Below are 16,198 nucleotides of genomic sequence, written 5' to 3' on the forward strand. Positions count from 1 at the left end.
TTCACATAAGCTGCATATTCAGCGCCCAACATAACCAGTAAGGGTTGCTTTGGTGTCTGGATTACGTCTGACGAATGTCAGTAAAAAATATGCTGAAACAACTGTTTTAGAAAATATTCATTTTGAAATTAATGAAGGCGAGTTTGTCGCTGTTCTTGGCCCTTCCGGCTGTGGCAAGACCACGTTGTTACGCCTGATCGCTGGTTTTGAAAGCAACAATAGCGGTCAGATCGAGATCAGAAATCAGATCGTTGCCAACGATGCCGGAACACTAGTTCAACCTGAACATCGCAATATCGGTATTGTTTTCCAGAACTACGCCCTGTGGCCACATATGTCGGTCGCTGAGAATGTCGGCTATGCTTTGAAAGTTGCAGGCATTGCAAAGACCGAGCGTCAGGCCCGTATCGCGCAGGCATTGGACAAGGTCAATTTGGGGCCGTTTGCCGAACGCCGCCCGGCTGATTTATCCGGCGGACAACGTCAGCGCGTTGCCCTTGCCCGCTGTCTCGCCGCCGGTTCCAGTATCGTTTTGCTCGATGAACCGCTCGCCAATCTCGACGTACATCTGCGCTCAACCATGGAAGACGAATTCCGGCGTTTCCATAAGGAAAGCGGCGCGACGCTACTTTATATCACCCATGATCAGTCGGAAGCGATGGCACTGGCTGACCGGATTGCGGTGATGGATAAAGGCCATATTCTGCAATATGCCTCACCGATCACGCTGTATCGTGAACCCGCAAATGCAACCGTTGCGACCTTCATCGGTAACGGCATGGTGCTGCCTATTGAAAATGTCCGCCTCAACGGCAATGGTCAGGCGAGTGGTGAATTTCTCGGCCATCAGGTAACGATGCGCTGTAGCGCTAATGAGCAGCCACGTGCCGAAGCGCAGGCGTGCGTACACCCACAGGATATCCGCATCAAGGATTATAATGCGGACGGCGCACCGGTACGTGTGACCAATCGTGTTTATCGCGGCGGCTTCTGGTCAATCACCGTCTCCCCGCATGATGCGCCTGAGCTGAGCATACAGGCCGAGGTGAATGATAATGCCGATTTCATTCCGGAAATCGGTCATTTGGCCTCAATTTCCTTTTCCGATCTCTGGTGCATTCCCGGTGCACAAAATGAGCAAAATTCCTCCCAGAACCAACAGAAGTTAAGCCTTACCTCCCAGGAGCAATTACAATGCGTCTAGTTCTCGCAACCGCTGCACTTCTCATGAGTTCTTCTGCACTTTATGCGCAGTCGACCCTTATGTTGTACACGTCCCAGTCGCCAGAAATTGCACAGCAGACTGTTGATGCCTTCATGGAAAAAAATCCCGACATTAAAGTCGAATGGATGCGCAACGGCACATCACAGCTGATGAATATTCTCACAGCCGAGCGGCAGGCCGGTGCAGTGAAGGCCGACGTATTGCTGGTTGCCGATGCTATTAATCTGGGCATTCTGAAAAAAGAGGGCCAGTTGCTCGCATGGCCTGAAGCCCCGGTAGAAAATATTGACTCTAAACTCTACGATCAGGATAAAACCTTTTTCGGAACCAAGCTCTCAACGACCGGCATTGTATATAATACGAAGACTTCCAAACCTGTGAAGGGCTGGGCTGAACTATTCGTGGATGAAAATGCTGGGCAGATCGCAGCTCCCAGCCCGCTTTATTCCGGCGCGGCACTCGTCCACATGCACAGCCAGTTGCAAGATCCGGCATGGGGCTGGAAGTATTATAACCGGCTCAATGAGCTGAACATTGTTCCTGAAGGCGGCAACGGCCCCGTTCTGAAGGCTGTTGCTGGCGGCCAGGTCAACTATGGCATCAATATCGATGCGGATGTTCTGCGCGCAAAAAAAGCCGGCTCTCCAGTTGAATTTATCTATCCGGAAGAAGGTTCAAGCTTCTTCTCAGAGCCGGTAGCCATCATGGCATCAACTTCCGTTCCGGAAGCCGCCAAGAAATTTGTCGCTTTCGTGCTTTCCGAAGATGGTCAGAAACTGGCGGCGCAGCAGGGTTACATTCCCGTACTGCCAAGCATCCCTTCCCCTGAAGGCATGCCTTCCGTTGAGGATGTAAAGCTAATGTCGCTCGATGTAGACAAAGCTGTCAAAGAAGATGCTGAAGCTCGTGAGAAATTCATCAATATTTTTGGTGGCTGAATTCAATGAATGCTCACACTAAGACACAGGAAATGCGCCAATCATGGTTGGCGCATTTTCCATCTTTACGCCTGTCGTCGCAAACAACTGTTCTGATCTTGCTGACCTTACTGGTGGTTCTGGTTTCTATAGCACCATTAATGCGACTGGTCGTGTCTGCGCTTTTAGATGATGGCAGCTTTGCTTTTGACCGTCTCAGCAAGCTATTCCTGCGCAGCCAGACCAGTGCTGCGATCATCAACACGCTGATTATCGCCGTTGCCGCAACAGCTTTCTCTCTGGTCGTCGGCACGATATTCGCGGTGCTGGTGATCCAGACCGATTTACGCGCCAAGTCCGCTGCAGTTTTCGCCTTTGTGCTGCCACTGATGATCCCGCCACAGGTGATTGCGATGGCTTGGTTGCAAGCCTTTTCTCCATCTAGCCCGATTTTTAATCTGCTCGGAATTTCTGTGGCACCGGGCGGCAAACATCCGCTTTATTCAATCGGCGGAATTGTTCTGGTACTTGGCATCTACAATGCGCCACTGGTTTATCTGGCTTTGCAGGGTAGTCTTAAACGCATTCCGGTTAACCTGACTGAGGCAGCCCGTGCTGCCGGCGCCAGCCGGATACGTGTTTTGCTTACCATTATCCTGCCACTTGCCCGAGGCGGGCTGATTGCTGCAGCCTGTTTGTCTTTCGTATCTGCGATCAGCAATTTCGGTATTCAGGCAATGCTCGGAATACCGGCACGAGTTCCCACGCTGATCACCCAGATCTATCAGCAGATCAACAATATTGGACCCAACGCACTGCCGAACATGGCAGCTCTGTCACTCGTGCTGGCAGCACTGACCATTGCCGCCATTGTGCTGGCAAATTTCGGTATGAACCGTGGTGACAGCCGCGTTGACATGGGCGGTCGTGGTTTCAATATGCCGCTGGGTAGATATGAGCGTCCAATTTCGGCGATTGTCTGGCTTTATCTCATTATCAGCATGGTTCTGCCTTTCAGTGCGCTTTTACAAACCTCGCTGGTGCCAGCCTATGGTATGGCGCTGACGACTGAAACATTCACACTCAAAAATTACACTTCCGCACTGTTCAGTCATGCCTCTTTGCGCGATGCATTCCTGACCTCACTGTGGCTGACCACAATTGCGGTGATATTCCTGACCATCTGCGCCTTGTTCATGGGTTATTTTCTGACATGGAAGCGCGGCAAACTAGTGCGCTTCCTGCATATCGGTGCTGAACTGACCTATACATTGCCCGGCGTTACATTGGGTGTGGCGATGATATTGTTGTTTCTCAGACCTGTACCGGTTATCGATATCTCGATTTACGGAACCCCATGGATTATTCTGGCCGCTTACATTTCCGGCTTCTTTGCTGTGGCCTTGCGACCTGTCTTGTCGGGCTACCAGCAGATTGACCGCTCGCTGGAAGAAGCCGCTCAGATATCCGGTGCAGGTTTCTTACGCCGAATGAAGGATATTATCTGGCCGATCATTGCACCAGTTTCCATTGCTAGTGCGATCATCGTATTTATGAGCGCGATAAATGAAATACAGACATCGATCCTGCTCATCTCGTCCAGCACACGGACAATCGGCCCGATGATCATCTTCCTTGAAGAAGGTGGTGCGTCGACCCTTGCTGCAGCCGTCGGCTGTCTGATGATCTTCGGCATTCTGATTTTGATGTTGCTATCGGTTGTATTCTCGCGTTGGTTGCCCAAAGGAGTTCTGCCATGGCAATTTTAACCTGCGTCAGCGGCCTCAACGGCAAATTACCGGCAGCATTTCTGCTCGATATTAAGGGTAAACGGATTTTACTCGATATCGGTGAAGGCCCGGAACCTGGCGTGCGTCCTGATTTTTCAGGTGTCGACTATGTTGATGCCATTTTCCTGTCGCATGGGCATATCGACCATGTGGGTGCAATTGATCTTTGGGAAAATTTAGGCAAGCCGCCAGTCTATGCCAGTGCCGAAACTTTCTCCGCTTTATCTGTCATGGGGTTACCGCTGCCGGAACATGCCCGTCATCTTCTGCCGCTGATGGGCCGCGCCCACATTCTTGATCTGGATGTCACGCTCGGGCGCTCCGGCCATGCCATCGGTGGGCAATGGATACATTTTGAGAACGATGGCGGTGTGATTTATATGGCCGACTGGAGTAGGGAATCCACCGTTCTCGCTTTTGACAATCCGCCACCGGCAAAAATCGTGCAGACGGATATTTCCTATCTCGACCGCGATCAGCCACTATGCGAACAGTTTGAAATTCTCACAGACCTTGCAAAACCCGGCACAATTTTCCCGGTTCCGATTATGGCACGCGGCACTGAAATGGCATTACGCCTGCATGAAGCCGGTGTGAAGGTTTCGATCTGTATGCAGATCCGACAGGAAATGCTGGTCTTATCTACCGATGAAACCGACGCAGTCCTGCCTTCGACAAAAGCGCAGATCAAGGCCGTGTTGCCGCAACTGACCATTGTTCAAACGCCGGAAAGTGCGGATGATGATGCGGTAATTATTTTGGCCGACAGCGAAAAATCAAATAATCTGTTGCAGGATTTCAGTGATGATAACAGCAGACCGTGGAAATTTGTCTTCACCGGCCATATTGCTCCGAACAGCCGCGCCAATAAGCTGATTGCCTCAGGCAAAGGTTCTCGCACCAGCTGGAATGTGCATCCGCGCGTCAGCGATCATGGCTGGCTGCGTGCAATCACAAAAGCCGACATCATGGTTCCGGCCTTTGGCAATTTGGCTGATGCCCCCAAATTAAACAACGGCCTCGACGCCTACTGGAATGTAAACCGTATCATTGATGTTAGTGATACGCGGGATAAAAAGAGTAATGATGAACATTGAAGAAACGCCAAAAGAACGCGCCGAAAATGACGATGCCATTCTGGTGCCGGTTCACACGCTGACACTTGAGAATGGCAGAACATGCACGCTTTATGTCGGCAATCTGACCGGCGCTTCTGATCCCCAAACTATGCTCGCTGAAAATGTAACCTCCTCTTTGAATGTTTCACTCAATATTCATGTGCCGGAAGTACAACTGCCCGATGGTATTCATGTGCGACGGGCGAAAGTCGGGCTTATCGACGGTGAAGGTAACAATGTAGCGCATTTGGCCGCGGCAGTGCTGGCTCTTGATGGGCTGGTAACACAGGCGAGTCCGGGCAAACCTTATTATCCGGCTCACCGTGCGGGCAATGTGCTGGTCAATTGCCGTGGCGGTCGTTCCCGTTCAGTTGCGGTGCTCGCCCTCTACCTGCATTTGAAAGACCCAACCGCTTTTCCCGATTTCGAGAAGGCCGTAAGCCATATCCGTGTCTTGCGCGACAATGGTGATCACTATCCTCTGCCGCCAATGATGGCTCTGGCTGATGAATTGCTCGCGACAGGGAGCTTGCAGAAGCTGCTGAGCTAAACAGATGGTTGCGTCGGCAAAGCGGTTACGATGGGCGGACAGGCGTTGATCCGGCGCAGCACTTGGGTGAAGGCGATATCGGTGGCGCAATCCAAAACGTGGATTGACCGCAGACAGCCATTGGTGGGCATGGTTCCCTACTCTCTGGGGCGCCCTTCGAACCAATAACCGATGGCTGTTATCCTATTCTTGTCGAAACCTTTTTCATCACGAAAATGAGCGCGTGCATCTGCGACCTGATTGGCTTCACCAGCAATCCAGATATAACCCTCACCTTCGGGCAACACGACATTCTTAGCGATCTGCGATAGCGGTGCGGCGGCCGGACCGCCATGCGTATCACTGTGCCACGTGATAAGACTTGAATGCTCGTGTTCCAGATCGCGTTGCATATCCCGCATGTCGGGCAGGCAAATATGGGAATGGATCACGACGGATCGCGGCGATGTTTCAATAATCCGCCCTGCTGCGGGCAATCCGGTAATGTCTGCGAGTAAGAGAACCCAAGACACACCGTCAGGTGGTTGGTAACGTCCCTCTGGGCCGGTAAATTCAATCAGTGAGCCTATCAAAGCACTTGATGCCCAGTCCGCCGCAATCCCACCATCATGCATGATGATATCTACGGTCATTTGAAGTGCCTGAGCATCCCAGTACCGCACTGTATACGGTCGAGTGGTGTAGGTATGCCCAATTGGGAAAACAAACCGTATCCATTCGTCTGCAATACCGAGCGACTTGAACCCGGCCAATCCATCCCCACCAAACACAAGTCTGATGATCGATGATGAGATCCACTTCTTTCCGATAATTCTGGCGACAAAAGGGTTGTCCAGCTTTCTAGCCATGCGATTTTTTCCACATCATAGTCAAGAAATACGGACCTCCAATGAGCGCTGAAAGCAAACCAGCCGGCACTTGCCATGGGAAAATTATAATCCGCCCGAGCAAGTCGGCGGCGACAAGAATGATTGCTCCAAAAAGGGCTGCGGCGTATAATTGAGACATAGTTTTCCGGAAGCCCGCAGCCCGTGCAATGTGGGGAGCCATCAGCCCAATAAAACTTAACGGTCCAACTACAATAGTAGCAGCTGCAGTCATTAAGGAGGCGGCCAGGATGATCAGCCCTCGCGCGCCTTTTACATCAAGGCCCATTGAGCGAGCTGTGCTTTCACCCAGTGGAAGAAGTGTGAGCCAACGACCGAACAATGGCAGAATGAGCAATGCCACCGCTGCCACGACTAAAACCGATGTAGCTGTGGGCCAGTCGGCGCGATAGGTCGAGCCAGACATCCATGTAAGCAAAAGCGTGCGCGCCGATCCTCCACCTGCAATCAGGAACTCCGATATCGCGCCAAGCAAAGTTCCAAGCGCTACACCAAACAGGATTGTTCTCTGAGGCGAGTATCCAAATCTGTTGTTCAACAGCAGTACAAAGCCGGTCGTACCTAATGCGCCAATCGCTGCCGCAGCGATCACCGAAGCAGGTTGGTATAATGGCAACAGCAAGACCAGCGTTATTACTCCAAGGCTCGCACCCGATGAAATTCCCAGAACTTCAGGACTGGCCATGGAGTTGCCGAACATTCGCTGAACAAACACGCCTGCCAAACCCAGAAGCAGCCCCGCACCCAGCGACGAGATGATCCGTGGGGCTCGCCACCGACCAATGAAGTCGAGGTGTTCTGCCCCCTGAAAAGCCCATCCATGTTCCCCACGCCCCATGCAGGCCGAAAAGAAGATCAGAAGAAGCAATATCAGCAACAACCCCACCAACTTGACTGCAGGGTTTGAAAGTTCACGCCACTTGATGAGCCGCTCATGCTGAGGGCGAGCAGATATTGTATTGGCTCGCCCAAGCAAAAGCAGAAGAAGCGGCGCGCCTAACATGGCGGTGGCGACACCGGTTGGTACAACTGCACTGCTCATCGGGATCGCCTGAACCAGTTGATCGGCAAGCCACAATATTGCTGAGCCAAGCATTGCTGAACCAATTAATCGCTCTCTGAGACGCCGTGCACCTGCCAGTCGAGCAAGTGCAGGAGCAGCCAGACCAATAAATGCTATGACCCCAATTGCTGAAACAATGCTTGCTGCCAACATAAGCGGAACGAGCAAGATAAGAGGCCTTACCCAGGCACCTCGCAAGCCCAATCCCAAAGCGCTTTCCTCGCCAATCTCCATGAGACTAAGGGGCCGTAAAAATGCCAAAGCGATCACCAACGCAAGCGCAAGTCTGCTACCGAGAAACTGAACCTGATGCCATCCATCCTGTTCAAGCCGGCCCGATTGCCAGACAAAAAGCTCGGACAGGAACTCATGATTGAAGAGCGTTGTAATAGCCGCCAGCGAGCCAAGCGTCATATTGACGACAAGACCTGCCATGATCAACGATATTGAGGAGAGGCCGTCCCTCCCGGCGATTATAAAAACGAGGCAGGCAGAAAAAAGGGATCCGGCGATCGCAATGCTCTCGCGGCTATATTCAAGGGATCCGGGCCACCAGAGCATGGATAGGACAAGAGCCAATTGTGCGCCGGTAGAAACGCCTAAAGTGGTCGGCTCAGCCAATGGATTTTGTAAAACTTGCTGGAAAATACATCCCGATAGCCCAAGGGCTGCACCTGCCAGAATGCTCACTGCGATACGCGGCAGATAAGCATAGGAAAACAGGATTGCCGGAATCTCAGATGCATGATCGTTTTTGAGGGCTGAATACCATTGCTCGTATGGCAGCACCTGATTCAAACTGATAAAGCTGAGAATTGCTGCAAAAAGCGAGAGCCCAATCGTCAGTTTTAATATTGCACCACGCTGAAATCCAACCCCTGCTGCGCTTCGCATTTCAAATACGCCCATTCTGATCAGGCTTGATACCTGCCACGAGCTGCTCAGACAGTTTTACAGCCGTGGAAAGAGCGCCATACATCGGGATATTCGGGAGTAACACCACTTCTTGTTGTTGCACTGCCGGGATGGCGTTCCAGATTGCACTGGACTCTAGCTTACGAAGCGTTACGCGCGTAACGTCGCCATCTCCAAGGATGTATAATCGCGTGCCTTTTAGCGCAGCAAGTCGCTCTATTCCGACATAAGCAAAGCCATTGTCGTTCGAGGGACCGCGCCAGCCATTCTTAAGGCCAACATGCTCAAGTACATTTCCTGGAAAGCTTCCAGGACCGAATACATTTGCGAAACGAGCATTGTTATGAAGATATATGCATACCGCGTCGCGCCGATCTGTGGAACGCAGCATGTCTTTCGTGCGTTTTAAACCACTCACCAGTGATGTTAGCCGATCAGATGTGGCTGAGGAGGGAAGCCTTCTTGAAATCTTCACAGCAAAATCGACACAGCGCTGCATTTGATCCCGGCGCCCGCCGTGAAGATCCGAAACCTCAGTTGGTGCGATCTTCATCAGCTGCGACTGTATCAGGTGGGTATAGTTGCTCGTATAAATCAGACTGGGTTTGAGTATTTCGATGAGTTCAAGATTGGGCTCCCACGGTGGCCCCAGATCCAGAACCTCCTGCGCAGCCAGTGTATCTCCAAAATAACTCTGGAACCGGGCTTTCTCCGTGATGGCCAAAGGCTGGATACCCAGAGAAAAAAGAGTCTCAGCCGACGCCCAGTCGAGCGCAATGACTCTCTCACGTGTGATCGCCTCAGCAGCCGCTCTCGAACTGAGAAGCAGAGTGGCAATCGTGCTCAGAACTATACGCCTGTTGAGAAGCATATCAAAAATTTACCCAATGCCGACGGAAACTGACGGCGAAAAATTCGCCGCCATTTTGGTGTGGGACCATCCTCACCACTTATACTGAAGTGTACCGACAACACTGCGCCCTTCGCCAACATTACAGGCGAGCGTGAAGAAACAGCTCGAAACATAATATTTATCAAAGAGGTTAGTGAAGTTGACTTTGGCCGTCAGGCCTTCGAGCTCAGGATTTTTCTTGCCAAAATCGTAGCGCAGAGCGGCATCAACCAACGTGTAGGACGGTGTTTTGAAAGTATTAAGAGCGTCACCCCACGACGATCCGGTATATCTTACCCCTCCGGAAACTCCCAATCCTTCGAGAACTCCGGACTGTACTTCATAGTCGAGCCATGCCGAGGCCATGTGATTGGGTACGCGAATGAGCTGCTTGCCTTCAGTCGCATAACTGCCTTCGGCAGTGGCTTTGGTGACTTTCGAGTCAAGGTAGGTGTAAGCGCTGATCAGGCTAAGGCCGTCACTGAGTTGAGCGGTTGCTTCAAATTCAAAGCCCCGCGAACGAACTTCGCCAATCTGCGCTGACTTGGTCAGATCGTCCGGATCTGCGGTTGTGACGTTTGTACGAGTGAGATCAAATGCGGAGACTGTAAAGAACCCATCCCAACCCTCGGGCTGATACTTGACGCCAACTTCATACTGTCGGTTTTTCTCCGGTTCAAAAGCAGTGCCGAACCTATCTTCGCCAACGACGGGATTGAACGATTCCGAATAGCTGATGTAGGGAGCAATCCCATTGTCAAAGAGATAGGTAAGTCCTGCCCGACCCGTAAGCGCATTCCAGCTGCTGTCCTGCAGTGCTGTGGCAGACTTCGGCCGAGACGAGGTGCCAGTGTCGCCATCCCAGAGATCGTCAACCTTGGCGTTGATCCAATCCTGTCGCAAACCCACAGTCAGACGCCACTTGTCATAGGCTATCTGGTCTTGCGCATAGAGACCGTACTGACTGGTCGTTGTGCGACCATTCACCCAAGAGTTCCAAGACGAAAAGTCTATTGGGCTTCCATATTGCGGCGAGAAGATATTCTCAATGCGGGGCCCGGTACCCCATTTTTCATCACGGGTCGCCCGGCTCCAGGCATAATCAAATCCGAACAACGCATTGTGTTCAAATGGACCCGTTTCTGCTTTCACATTGAACTGATTGTCTAAACCCACAGTGTCGCCAAAAGCGTGTCGGAACTGCCAGTTGCGTGCAATGGCCGTCGCACCACCCGTGACGTCGCTATAGAGAAGCCCACTATTCCTCGCCAGATAGTTTTCCTGATTTTCGAAATTGGAATATCGGAAATTCTGCTTGAAAGAGATGTTGCTGTTGATCTGATGCGAGAATTCATAACCAAAACTCGCCTTTTCCTGCGTTTCCGCGTCAAATCCGGGTTCACCAAGAAACCGATGCATTGGCATCCGACCAAAAGAGCTCGATCCGTTGACCGCCGCCCAAGGGAAATTAGTGACTGCCAATGCTTTGTTACGCTGATACGAGCCAAAAAACGTCAATTGTGTTTCTTCATCGCGTTTAAACGTGATGCTTGGCGCAATCAGCAACCGATCGTCGTCTGTATAATCGACAGTACCGTCAGCGAGACGACCCAATGCCACGAACCGACCCAGGACGGTCTTTTCGTCATTCAACGGACCGCTCACGTCGACCGCAACCTGCTTGTGATTGTTTGTCCCTATCGATGTCTGAACTTCGCCACGCGCAAAGTCAGTTGGCCGCTTCGTAACCAGATTAATCATTCCCCCCGGTTGGTTCTGTCCGTATAGAACCGAGACCGGACCTTTCAGGACTTCAACACGCTCAACCGCAAAGGGCTCGGTCGCCATTATACCGAAATAACTGAACGGCGTTTCGCGGAGGCCATCGGTATAGGTGTTTATGTACTGTCCTCGGATAAAAATATTATCGGCAGCGACAACTGCACCACCATAATCAGATCGAACGCCCGCCGTGTAGCGCACAGCTTCGTCCAAACGGTTAACATCCTGCACGTCCATTCTGTCGCGCGTGATCACCGATATTGATTGCGGGGTTTCGATCAATGGCGTGTCAGTTTTGGTCGCTGTCGAGCTTTGCGTCGCAACTATACCGTCAACTGGTCCCCAAGCACTTTGTGAATTTCCTTCAACTGTAATTGTATTCAGAACTGTCGTGCCGTCTGCAGAGATTGCAGCGCCATTCGATGCAGATGCTGATGGATCGAAAATCTGAACGGTCGTAGCATTGCTGAAGCGATACGTCAGACCTGTACCGGTTAACAACATCGAAAGAGCTGCTTCGGCGGTCATAGTGCCCCGCACAGCGCGACCCGATGCAGTAATGGCCTGGTTTTCGCGAAACACAACCGACAGGCCTGCAACCCGACCAATATCATTGACTGCCTGTGTAACGGGCTTGGCGGGAATGTTGAAACTGATCTGACGTTGGGCTGACTGCTGTTGAGCTTGCGCAATAGTAATTGAGACACTGCTTGTCGCTGCCAACAGTGCTGCTGCCAAAACAAAGCTTACCCTACGAACCCCGTACACCATCATTTCCGCCTGCCCTTCTCACGCTTGAACATTTTCGAGCGCGGATGGCAGTCAATGCCAGCCTCATCCGTGCTTCTGATACGTTCACGGATGAGACGGTCAATCACTGAACCCCGGATTCATATTTTTTCCAGAGAACGCCTTTTTATTTGGCCATCGGAATTTCAAGGGCGGAGAATGGTCAATCGACCAGCGATCGTGTTTATCCGAAAACCGACACTTGCCTGAAGCGAGGCAAGTGCAGCATCCGGTTCAGACAAGACAAAGCTTCCGGTTACAAGCTCATCAGCAAGTTTTGACGTCGCGATGACAACACGACCCTTACGATAACGCTCAATTTCCCGAACGACGTCTGATAAGCGGGCTCGGTAAAAGACAAATCGCCCGTCACGCCAGGCGAGCGCATCAGATACATCAACCATGCGGACCGGATCTATTCCCGCTGCACCAAAATGAACCTGCTGGCCGGGATCGAGAACAGCTGTGTCAGTCTGGTTCGCCATGCTTACAGCTACTCGGCCGTGCTCCAGTGTCACTGAAGCTCCATCCTCGCTGAGCCTGACGTCAAAGCGCGTACCCAGCACACGAACTTCCCCGCTTGCAGCTTCCACTATGAAAGGGATCGTTGAAGGAACGACGCTAAAGAAAGCCCCTCCCCGTATCAGTTTTACCCGTCGTTCATTCTGTGCATATTCACTAGACAACGCACTATCGGCGTCCAACTCAATCGTTGATCCATCTTCCATTGTAATCGTACGACGTTCAGCCCGGACCGTCGTATAGTCGGCAGTAAGATCCTCAAGCAGGCCGGGGCGCTCCAGCCATACCCCGCCCGCCAGCAACAACAGGAGGATCACACTCAGCGTTGACAAACGGCGAAATGTCTTTGTTTGTTTCTTCGTCCGGTCCATCGCCCGGAGATAAACGGAAAGCTCTTCGGCTTCCCTTGCAGCAAGTATTTCTCCCGGACGCTCCGTTGCATGCCATGTGCTTTCAACAGCCTGATACGCTTTATAATGGGCGGGATCGGATCGGAGCCAGTTTTCAAATTCTGCTTGCTTAGCGGCCGATGGTGAGTCAAGCAGAGCCACAAACCACTCCCTCGCGGCTTTTCGGATTGCGGCCTCGGCAGTGTTTGGTGGCAAATGGTCGTTAAAACTCATAGGCTCCTGTAAACCTGACTTGACGAAAACCGCAAAAACACGCGCTTCTTTGTTTACTGTAATCCGCGTGGATCGTTAAGCGATCTTATCACAGGCTGCAACCGCTCTTGCCATATGCTTCGCAACGGCACGCTGCGAAATGCCCAGTACAGCAGCTATTTCGGAAAAGCTTCTGCCGTGAACGCGGTTAAGCAGGAAGATATGCCGTGTCTGCTTTGGAAGAGTTGCCAGCATTTCGTCAATGCTGCAGAGTTCTTGTCGGACTGCCAGTATCTCGAGAGGGGTAGCCGGATCGGCAGCATATTGCTCTGGCAATACGCCACTTACGAATTTCGCGCGGCTGCGTTCAGAGCGTGCATGGTCAATTGCTGCATTTCGAGCGCACCGCGTCAGATAGGCCGACTGATTGCCCTTACGTTCTGTCGCCTTCTCCCAGATACGCAGAAAAATGTCGTGAACCAAATCGCATGCGGTTGCACGACATCCCACCCGCCGACATATCTGTCGCTCAAGCCTGTCATGTTCAGCAACGTATAGCGCTGCAATTTCGTCCGTTCTTGCGGTCATAAGGAAACAGATTTCACTTCTGGCGATCACAATTGATCGGCTGTGTATTTCCTACGAGCAGCCAAATTACCTTGCAAGCATAGATATTTAGATGATTTCCAAGTGGCCTAACCACCCAAAATCATAAAGTTGTGCTTTAATGTCATGTTTTTCGGTCATATTCAGCGCCAGGCGCATCTTCAAGAAGGCTCCCCTGCACAGATAATCGTCGTTGATTTCCTCAAAACGTTGCCAAATGACAACACTCTCGCAGAGACGCTCATGGCGTGAAGCGTATCACTTCGCCTCGATTCGCCAATGTGGAACTCAAAGCTTAAAGCGTTCGGGCTGCATCAGAGGAGAGCATCATTTTCCTCAAAGAGCTCAGTTTTGTTCCGGCCAAGCGATTTGGCCTTGTAAAGCGCCTTGTCTGCATTCTCCCAGAATATATCGAGTTCTGTGCGCTCTTTCATGTAACCCGAATAAATACCGATACTCACCGTAAACGGAACAGGTATGCCGTTGTGACTAAAAGGCCTTGCGGCAAGGTTTGTTCGAAAAATCTCGCACAGGTCTGCACTTGAACCGGATGGTAGCCCTGGAGCAAGGATCATGAATTCCTCACCGCCCACTCTTGCGATCATGTCATTTTCCTTGAAGGTTTCTTTGAGCACCTTCGCGCAATGCTTGAGGGCAGCATCGCCGGCAGAATGACCATATGTGTCATTTATCGACTTGAAATGGTCAATGTCGATCATGATAACCGACATCAGGCTGGTTTTTTTTGTTCCCGGCATAGAACCTGAGAATGTTTCAATGCTCCATCTGTTCAGAAGACCCGTCAGAGGATCACGCAACGCTATTTCCCGCAGGTTGTTCACACTACGCTCGTAAGCGATCAATAAGGAAAACGCTCCACTCGCGCTAATGTGGATGGCCGCAGCAATGAGATTAAGTTGCAAAAAGATATCTATGGGTAACAAGGAGTCCATGGAGGGATCGAATATCCATCCTTGTAAAGTACGTAAAAATGAAGACGGAACGAGCATCGCATAACTAATGCATAAGCCCCACCTTGATTTTAGATCTTCCTTTTCGAAGACAATAGTCCAGATAATTGCGAGGATCTGCATCGCAATCAACAGATTGATGACACCGAATACGGGGCCATTACCCAACAAGGGTCTCAATAGGAAGGCGCAAGACGCTGCCAGAGGAATTAAGGTTATAACCTTCAACGGCACAGAATGGCTAAAAAATACGCGGATTGCGATCCAGCGGAAACTCAATCCTACAAAAAGCAGCAAATTTGGCAGGATAATGCTGTTGGCGCTTCCACCCATTTCTTGAGAAAACATAAAAAAGGCAACAGCAAGAACGATATTTGAAGCCACCATATAAAGCCAGTAAGTGCGATCCTTTGCTCCAAGCCCCGCGAATGAAAAAGCGATGGCGAAAACCACGAGCAAAAGAGCGTTGATCGTAAACATTGTCTGCTGATCCAAATTCATTGTGGCAAACATATTTAAGATTCCCGAAAACTCACTGCTCTAATACCGTTATAAATGAGAACTTATCCAAGAATTATCTTTGGCCCTTACCTATCGTGTAACGCGGCACCGCGTTTTTGCCAAATAATGACTAAAGTTCCTCCAAGACATCCCCGAATGCTTCAATGTCCCTTAGTCGTTTGCGGCCCGCAACACCGGCTTTTTCAATGGCTCGCGTCGCCAGTAGATGGCAAAGCCCCATCACGGCAACATGGTTGAACAGCGGCCCCGGCGCGAGGGTTTGACAATAAAAATGCCACTGTGCTGACGAACGCAATGGGGCACCTTCGTCAGTAATATAGAGTAGCTTTGCGCCCCGTTTTTCGATCACCGAAAGGATGTCGTCCATCTTTGCAACCCGTCGGCGAAGCGCAAAAACAATCACAAGATCATTCGGTGCGATTGCAGCTATATACTCGGCCAATGTTTGTCCCGGGCCAGGAACTGCAACAATATTGTCGACAACTTGCATCATTTGCCATTGCAGGTATGAGGCAAAGGGCTGACTGCTGCGAAAACCCATAACCCAGGTCTTGCGGGTTGTTAACAGTATTTCAATTACGGCATCAATCTGAGCATCGCGAATAGACAGAAACGTTTTTTCAAGGTTCGCTATCCCCTGACCAATATGTGCTGCAAGAGATTGTCCTTCGGCTTGATCTGTCACGCTGGACAGAAAAAGGCGTGAGCCGGTCTGCTTTTCTTCCCGCGCATGTCTTCTGGATTCTTCATAAGACTCATAACCCAAACGGCGAACAAATCGGGTGACCGTCGCATTGGATACATGAGCGAGAGATGCAAGTTCGGAAGCTGAATAACTTGCAAGTTCGCCCGGAAAGTCACAGACGAAATCGCCCAGTCTCTTCTCCGCTGGAGGCAGATCCTTGAGTACATCTCTCACGCGCGAGAGGAATGATCGTGGGGCAGCATTCATGAGTGCAAGTTGAAATCCAGTTTTCAGATTGCCTGAATTATTAGCAGATTTTCAAGGAGAGTGCATTCTTTTTGATCAAACGCTGGCACGGCTAT

General features: G+C 51.1%; 13 protein-coding genes. 5 read left to right on the forward strand and 8 right to left on the reverse strand.

Annotation, left to right across the window (positions count from 1 at the left end; translation table 11 throughout):
* Positions 1 to 52: 52 nt before the first annotated feature.
* From C9380_RS21035 to C9380_RS21055, 5 genes are read left to right on the forward strand one after another with little or no spacing between them, the layout of a single operon-like run.
* Entirely contained in the window at positions 53 to 1,204 is a 1,152-nt protein-coding gene (locus tag C9380_RS21035; protein ID WP_128094553.1) for an ABC transporter ATP-binding protein, read from the forward strand.
* Positions 1,195 to 2,163, forward strand: a complete 969-nt coding sequence (locus C9380_RS21040; RefSeq protein WP_128094554.1) for an ABC transporter substrate-binding protein — start codon at positions 1,195 to 1,197, stop codon at positions 2,161 to 2,163. The genes C9380_RS21035 and C9380_RS21040 overlap by 10 nt, the downstream gene beginning before the upstream one ends.
* A 5-nt stretch (positions 2,164 to 2,168) precedes the next feature.
* Positions 2,169 to 3,911, forward strand: coding sequence for an ABC transporter permease (locus C9380_RS21045; protein WP_247877638.1), 1,743 nt, complete (start codon positions 2,169 to 2,171; stop codon positions 3,909 to 3,911).
* Complete coding sequence (locus tag C9380_RS21050) at positions 3,899 to 5,029, forward strand: MBL fold metallo-hydrolase (RefSeq protein ID WP_128094555.1); 1,131 nt, start codon at positions 3,899 to 3,901, stop codon at positions 5,027 to 5,029. Before C9380_RS21045 ends, C9380_RS21050 begins: the two co-directional genes overlap by 13 nt.
* On the forward strand, positions 5,016 to 5,600 hold the full coding sequence (locus C9380_RS21055) for a protein-tyrosine phosphatase family protein (RefSeq protein ID WP_210249781.1): 585 nt from the start codon (positions 5,016 to 5,018) through the stop codon (positions 5,598 to 5,600). Before C9380_RS21050 ends, C9380_RS21055 begins: the two co-directional genes overlap by 14 nt.
* A 137-nt stretch (positions 5,601 to 5,737) precedes the next feature.
* Here C9380_RS21055 and C9380_RS21060 read toward each other — a convergent pair whose 3' ends face one another.
* From C9380_RS21060 to C9380_RS21095, 8 genes are all read right to left on the reverse strand, one after another.
* Positions 5,738 to 6,448 (reverse strand): siderophore-interacting protein, encoded by a 711-nt coding sequence (locus tag C9380_RS21060; protein WP_128094556.1) that lies wholly within the window; start codon positions 6,446 to 6,448, stop codon positions 5,738 to 5,740.
* Complete coding sequence (gene fhuB, locus C9380_RS21065; protein ID WP_164844700.1) at positions 6,441 to 8,444, reverse strand: Fe(3+)-hydroxamate ABC transporter permease FhuB; 2,004 nt, start codon at positions 8,442 to 8,444, stop codon at positions 6,441 to 6,443. The genes C9380_RS21060 and fhuB overlap by 8 nt, the downstream gene beginning before the upstream one ends.
* A 1-nt stretch (position 8,445) precedes the next feature.
* Positions 8,446 to 9,336: an ABC transporter substrate-binding protein gene (locus C9380_RS21070; RefSeq protein ID WP_486599428.1), complete on the reverse strand. Its 891-nt coding sequence runs from the start codon at positions 9,334 to 9,336 to the stop codon at positions 8,446 to 8,448.
* 72 nt (positions 9,337 to 9,408) lie between these two features.
* Positions 9,409 to 11,862 carry a TonB-dependent siderophore receptor gene (locus tag C9380_RS21075; RefSeq protein WP_164844701.1) on the reverse strand — a complete coding sequence of 818 codons (2,454 nt, stop codon included), beginning with the start codon at positions 11,860 to 11,862 and terminating at the stop codon, positions 9,409 to 9,411.
* 212 nt (positions 11,863 to 12,074) lie between these two features.
* Positions 12,075 to 13,073: a FecR family protein gene (locus C9380_RS21080; RefSeq protein WP_128094560.1), complete on the reverse strand. Its 999-nt coding sequence runs from the start codon at positions 13,071 to 13,073 to the stop codon at positions 12,075 to 12,077.
* Positions 13,074 to 13,148: 75 nt separating this feature from the next.
* Entirely contained in the window at positions 13,149 to 13,640 is a 492-nt protein-coding gene (locus C9380_RS21085; RefSeq protein WP_128094561.1) for an RNA polymerase sigma factor, read from the reverse strand.
* A 332-nt stretch (positions 13,641 to 13,972) separates the two neighbouring features.
* Positions 13,973 to 15,142 carry a GGDEF domain-containing protein gene (locus tag C9380_RS21090; protein WP_128094562.1) on the reverse strand — a complete coding sequence of 390 codons (1,170 nt, stop codon included), beginning with the start codon at positions 15,140 to 15,142 and terminating at the stop codon, positions 13,973 to 13,975.
* Between the two features lie 118 nt (positions 15,143 to 15,260).
* Entirely contained in the window at positions 15,261 to 16,103 is an 843-nt protein-coding gene (locus tag C9380_RS21095; RefSeq protein ID WP_100559830.1) for a MurR/RpiR family transcriptional regulator, read from the reverse strand.
* Positions 16,104 to 16,198: the final 95 nt, after the last annotated feature.

This window comes from Brucella pituitosa, assembly GCF_003049685.1.
Lineage (GTDB): Bacteria > Pseudomonadota > Alphaproteobacteria > Rhizobiales > Rhizobiaceae > Brucella > Brucella pituitosa.

Excerpts from the sequence above, each read along its gene's own strand:
- C9380_RS21090 (WP_128094562.1), bottom strand. The coding sequence starts at position 15,142 with ATGTTTGCCACAATGAATTTGGATCAGCAGACAATGTTTACGATCAAC.
- fhuB (WP_164844700.1), bottom strand. The coding sequence starts at position 8,444 with ATGCGAAGCGCAGCAGGGGTTGGATTTCAGCGTGGTGCAATATTAAAA.
- C9380_RS21070 (WP_486599428.1), bottom strand. The coding sequence starts at position 9,336 with ATGCTTCTCAACAGGCGTATAGTTCTGAGCACGATTGCCACTCTGCTT.
- C9380_RS21040 (WP_128094554.1), top strand. The coding sequence starts at position 1,195 with ATGCGTCTAGTTCTCGCAACCGCTGCACTTCTCATGAGTTCTTCTGCA.
- C9380_RS21060 (WP_128094556.1), bottom strand. The coding sequence starts at position 6,448 with ATGGCTAGAAAGCTGGACAACCCTTTTGTCGCCAGAATTATCGGAAAG.
- C9380_RS21050 (WP_128094555.1), top strand. The coding sequence starts at position 3,899 with ATGGCAATTTTAACCTGCGTCAGCGGCCTCAACGGCAAATTACCGGCA.
- C9380_RS21085 (WP_128094561.1), bottom strand. The coding sequence starts at position 13,640 with ATGACCGCAAGAACGGACGAAATTGCAGCGCTATACGTTGCTGAACAT.
- C9380_RS21045 (WP_247877638.1), top strand. The coding sequence starts at position 2,169 with ATGAATGCTCACACTAAGACACAGGAAATGCGCCAATCATGGTTGGCG.
- C9380_RS21095 (WP_100559830.1), bottom strand. The coding sequence starts at position 16,103 with ATGAATGCTGCCCCACGATCATTCCTCTCGCGCGTGAGAGATGTACTC.
- C9380_RS21080 (WP_128094560.1), bottom strand. The coding sequence starts at position 13,073 with ATGAGTTTTAACGACCATTTGCCACCAAACACTGCCGAGGCCGCAATC.
- C9380_RS21055 (WP_210249781.1), top strand. The coding sequence starts at position 5,016 with ATGATGAACATTGAAGAAACGCCAAAAGAACGCGCCGAAAATGACGAT.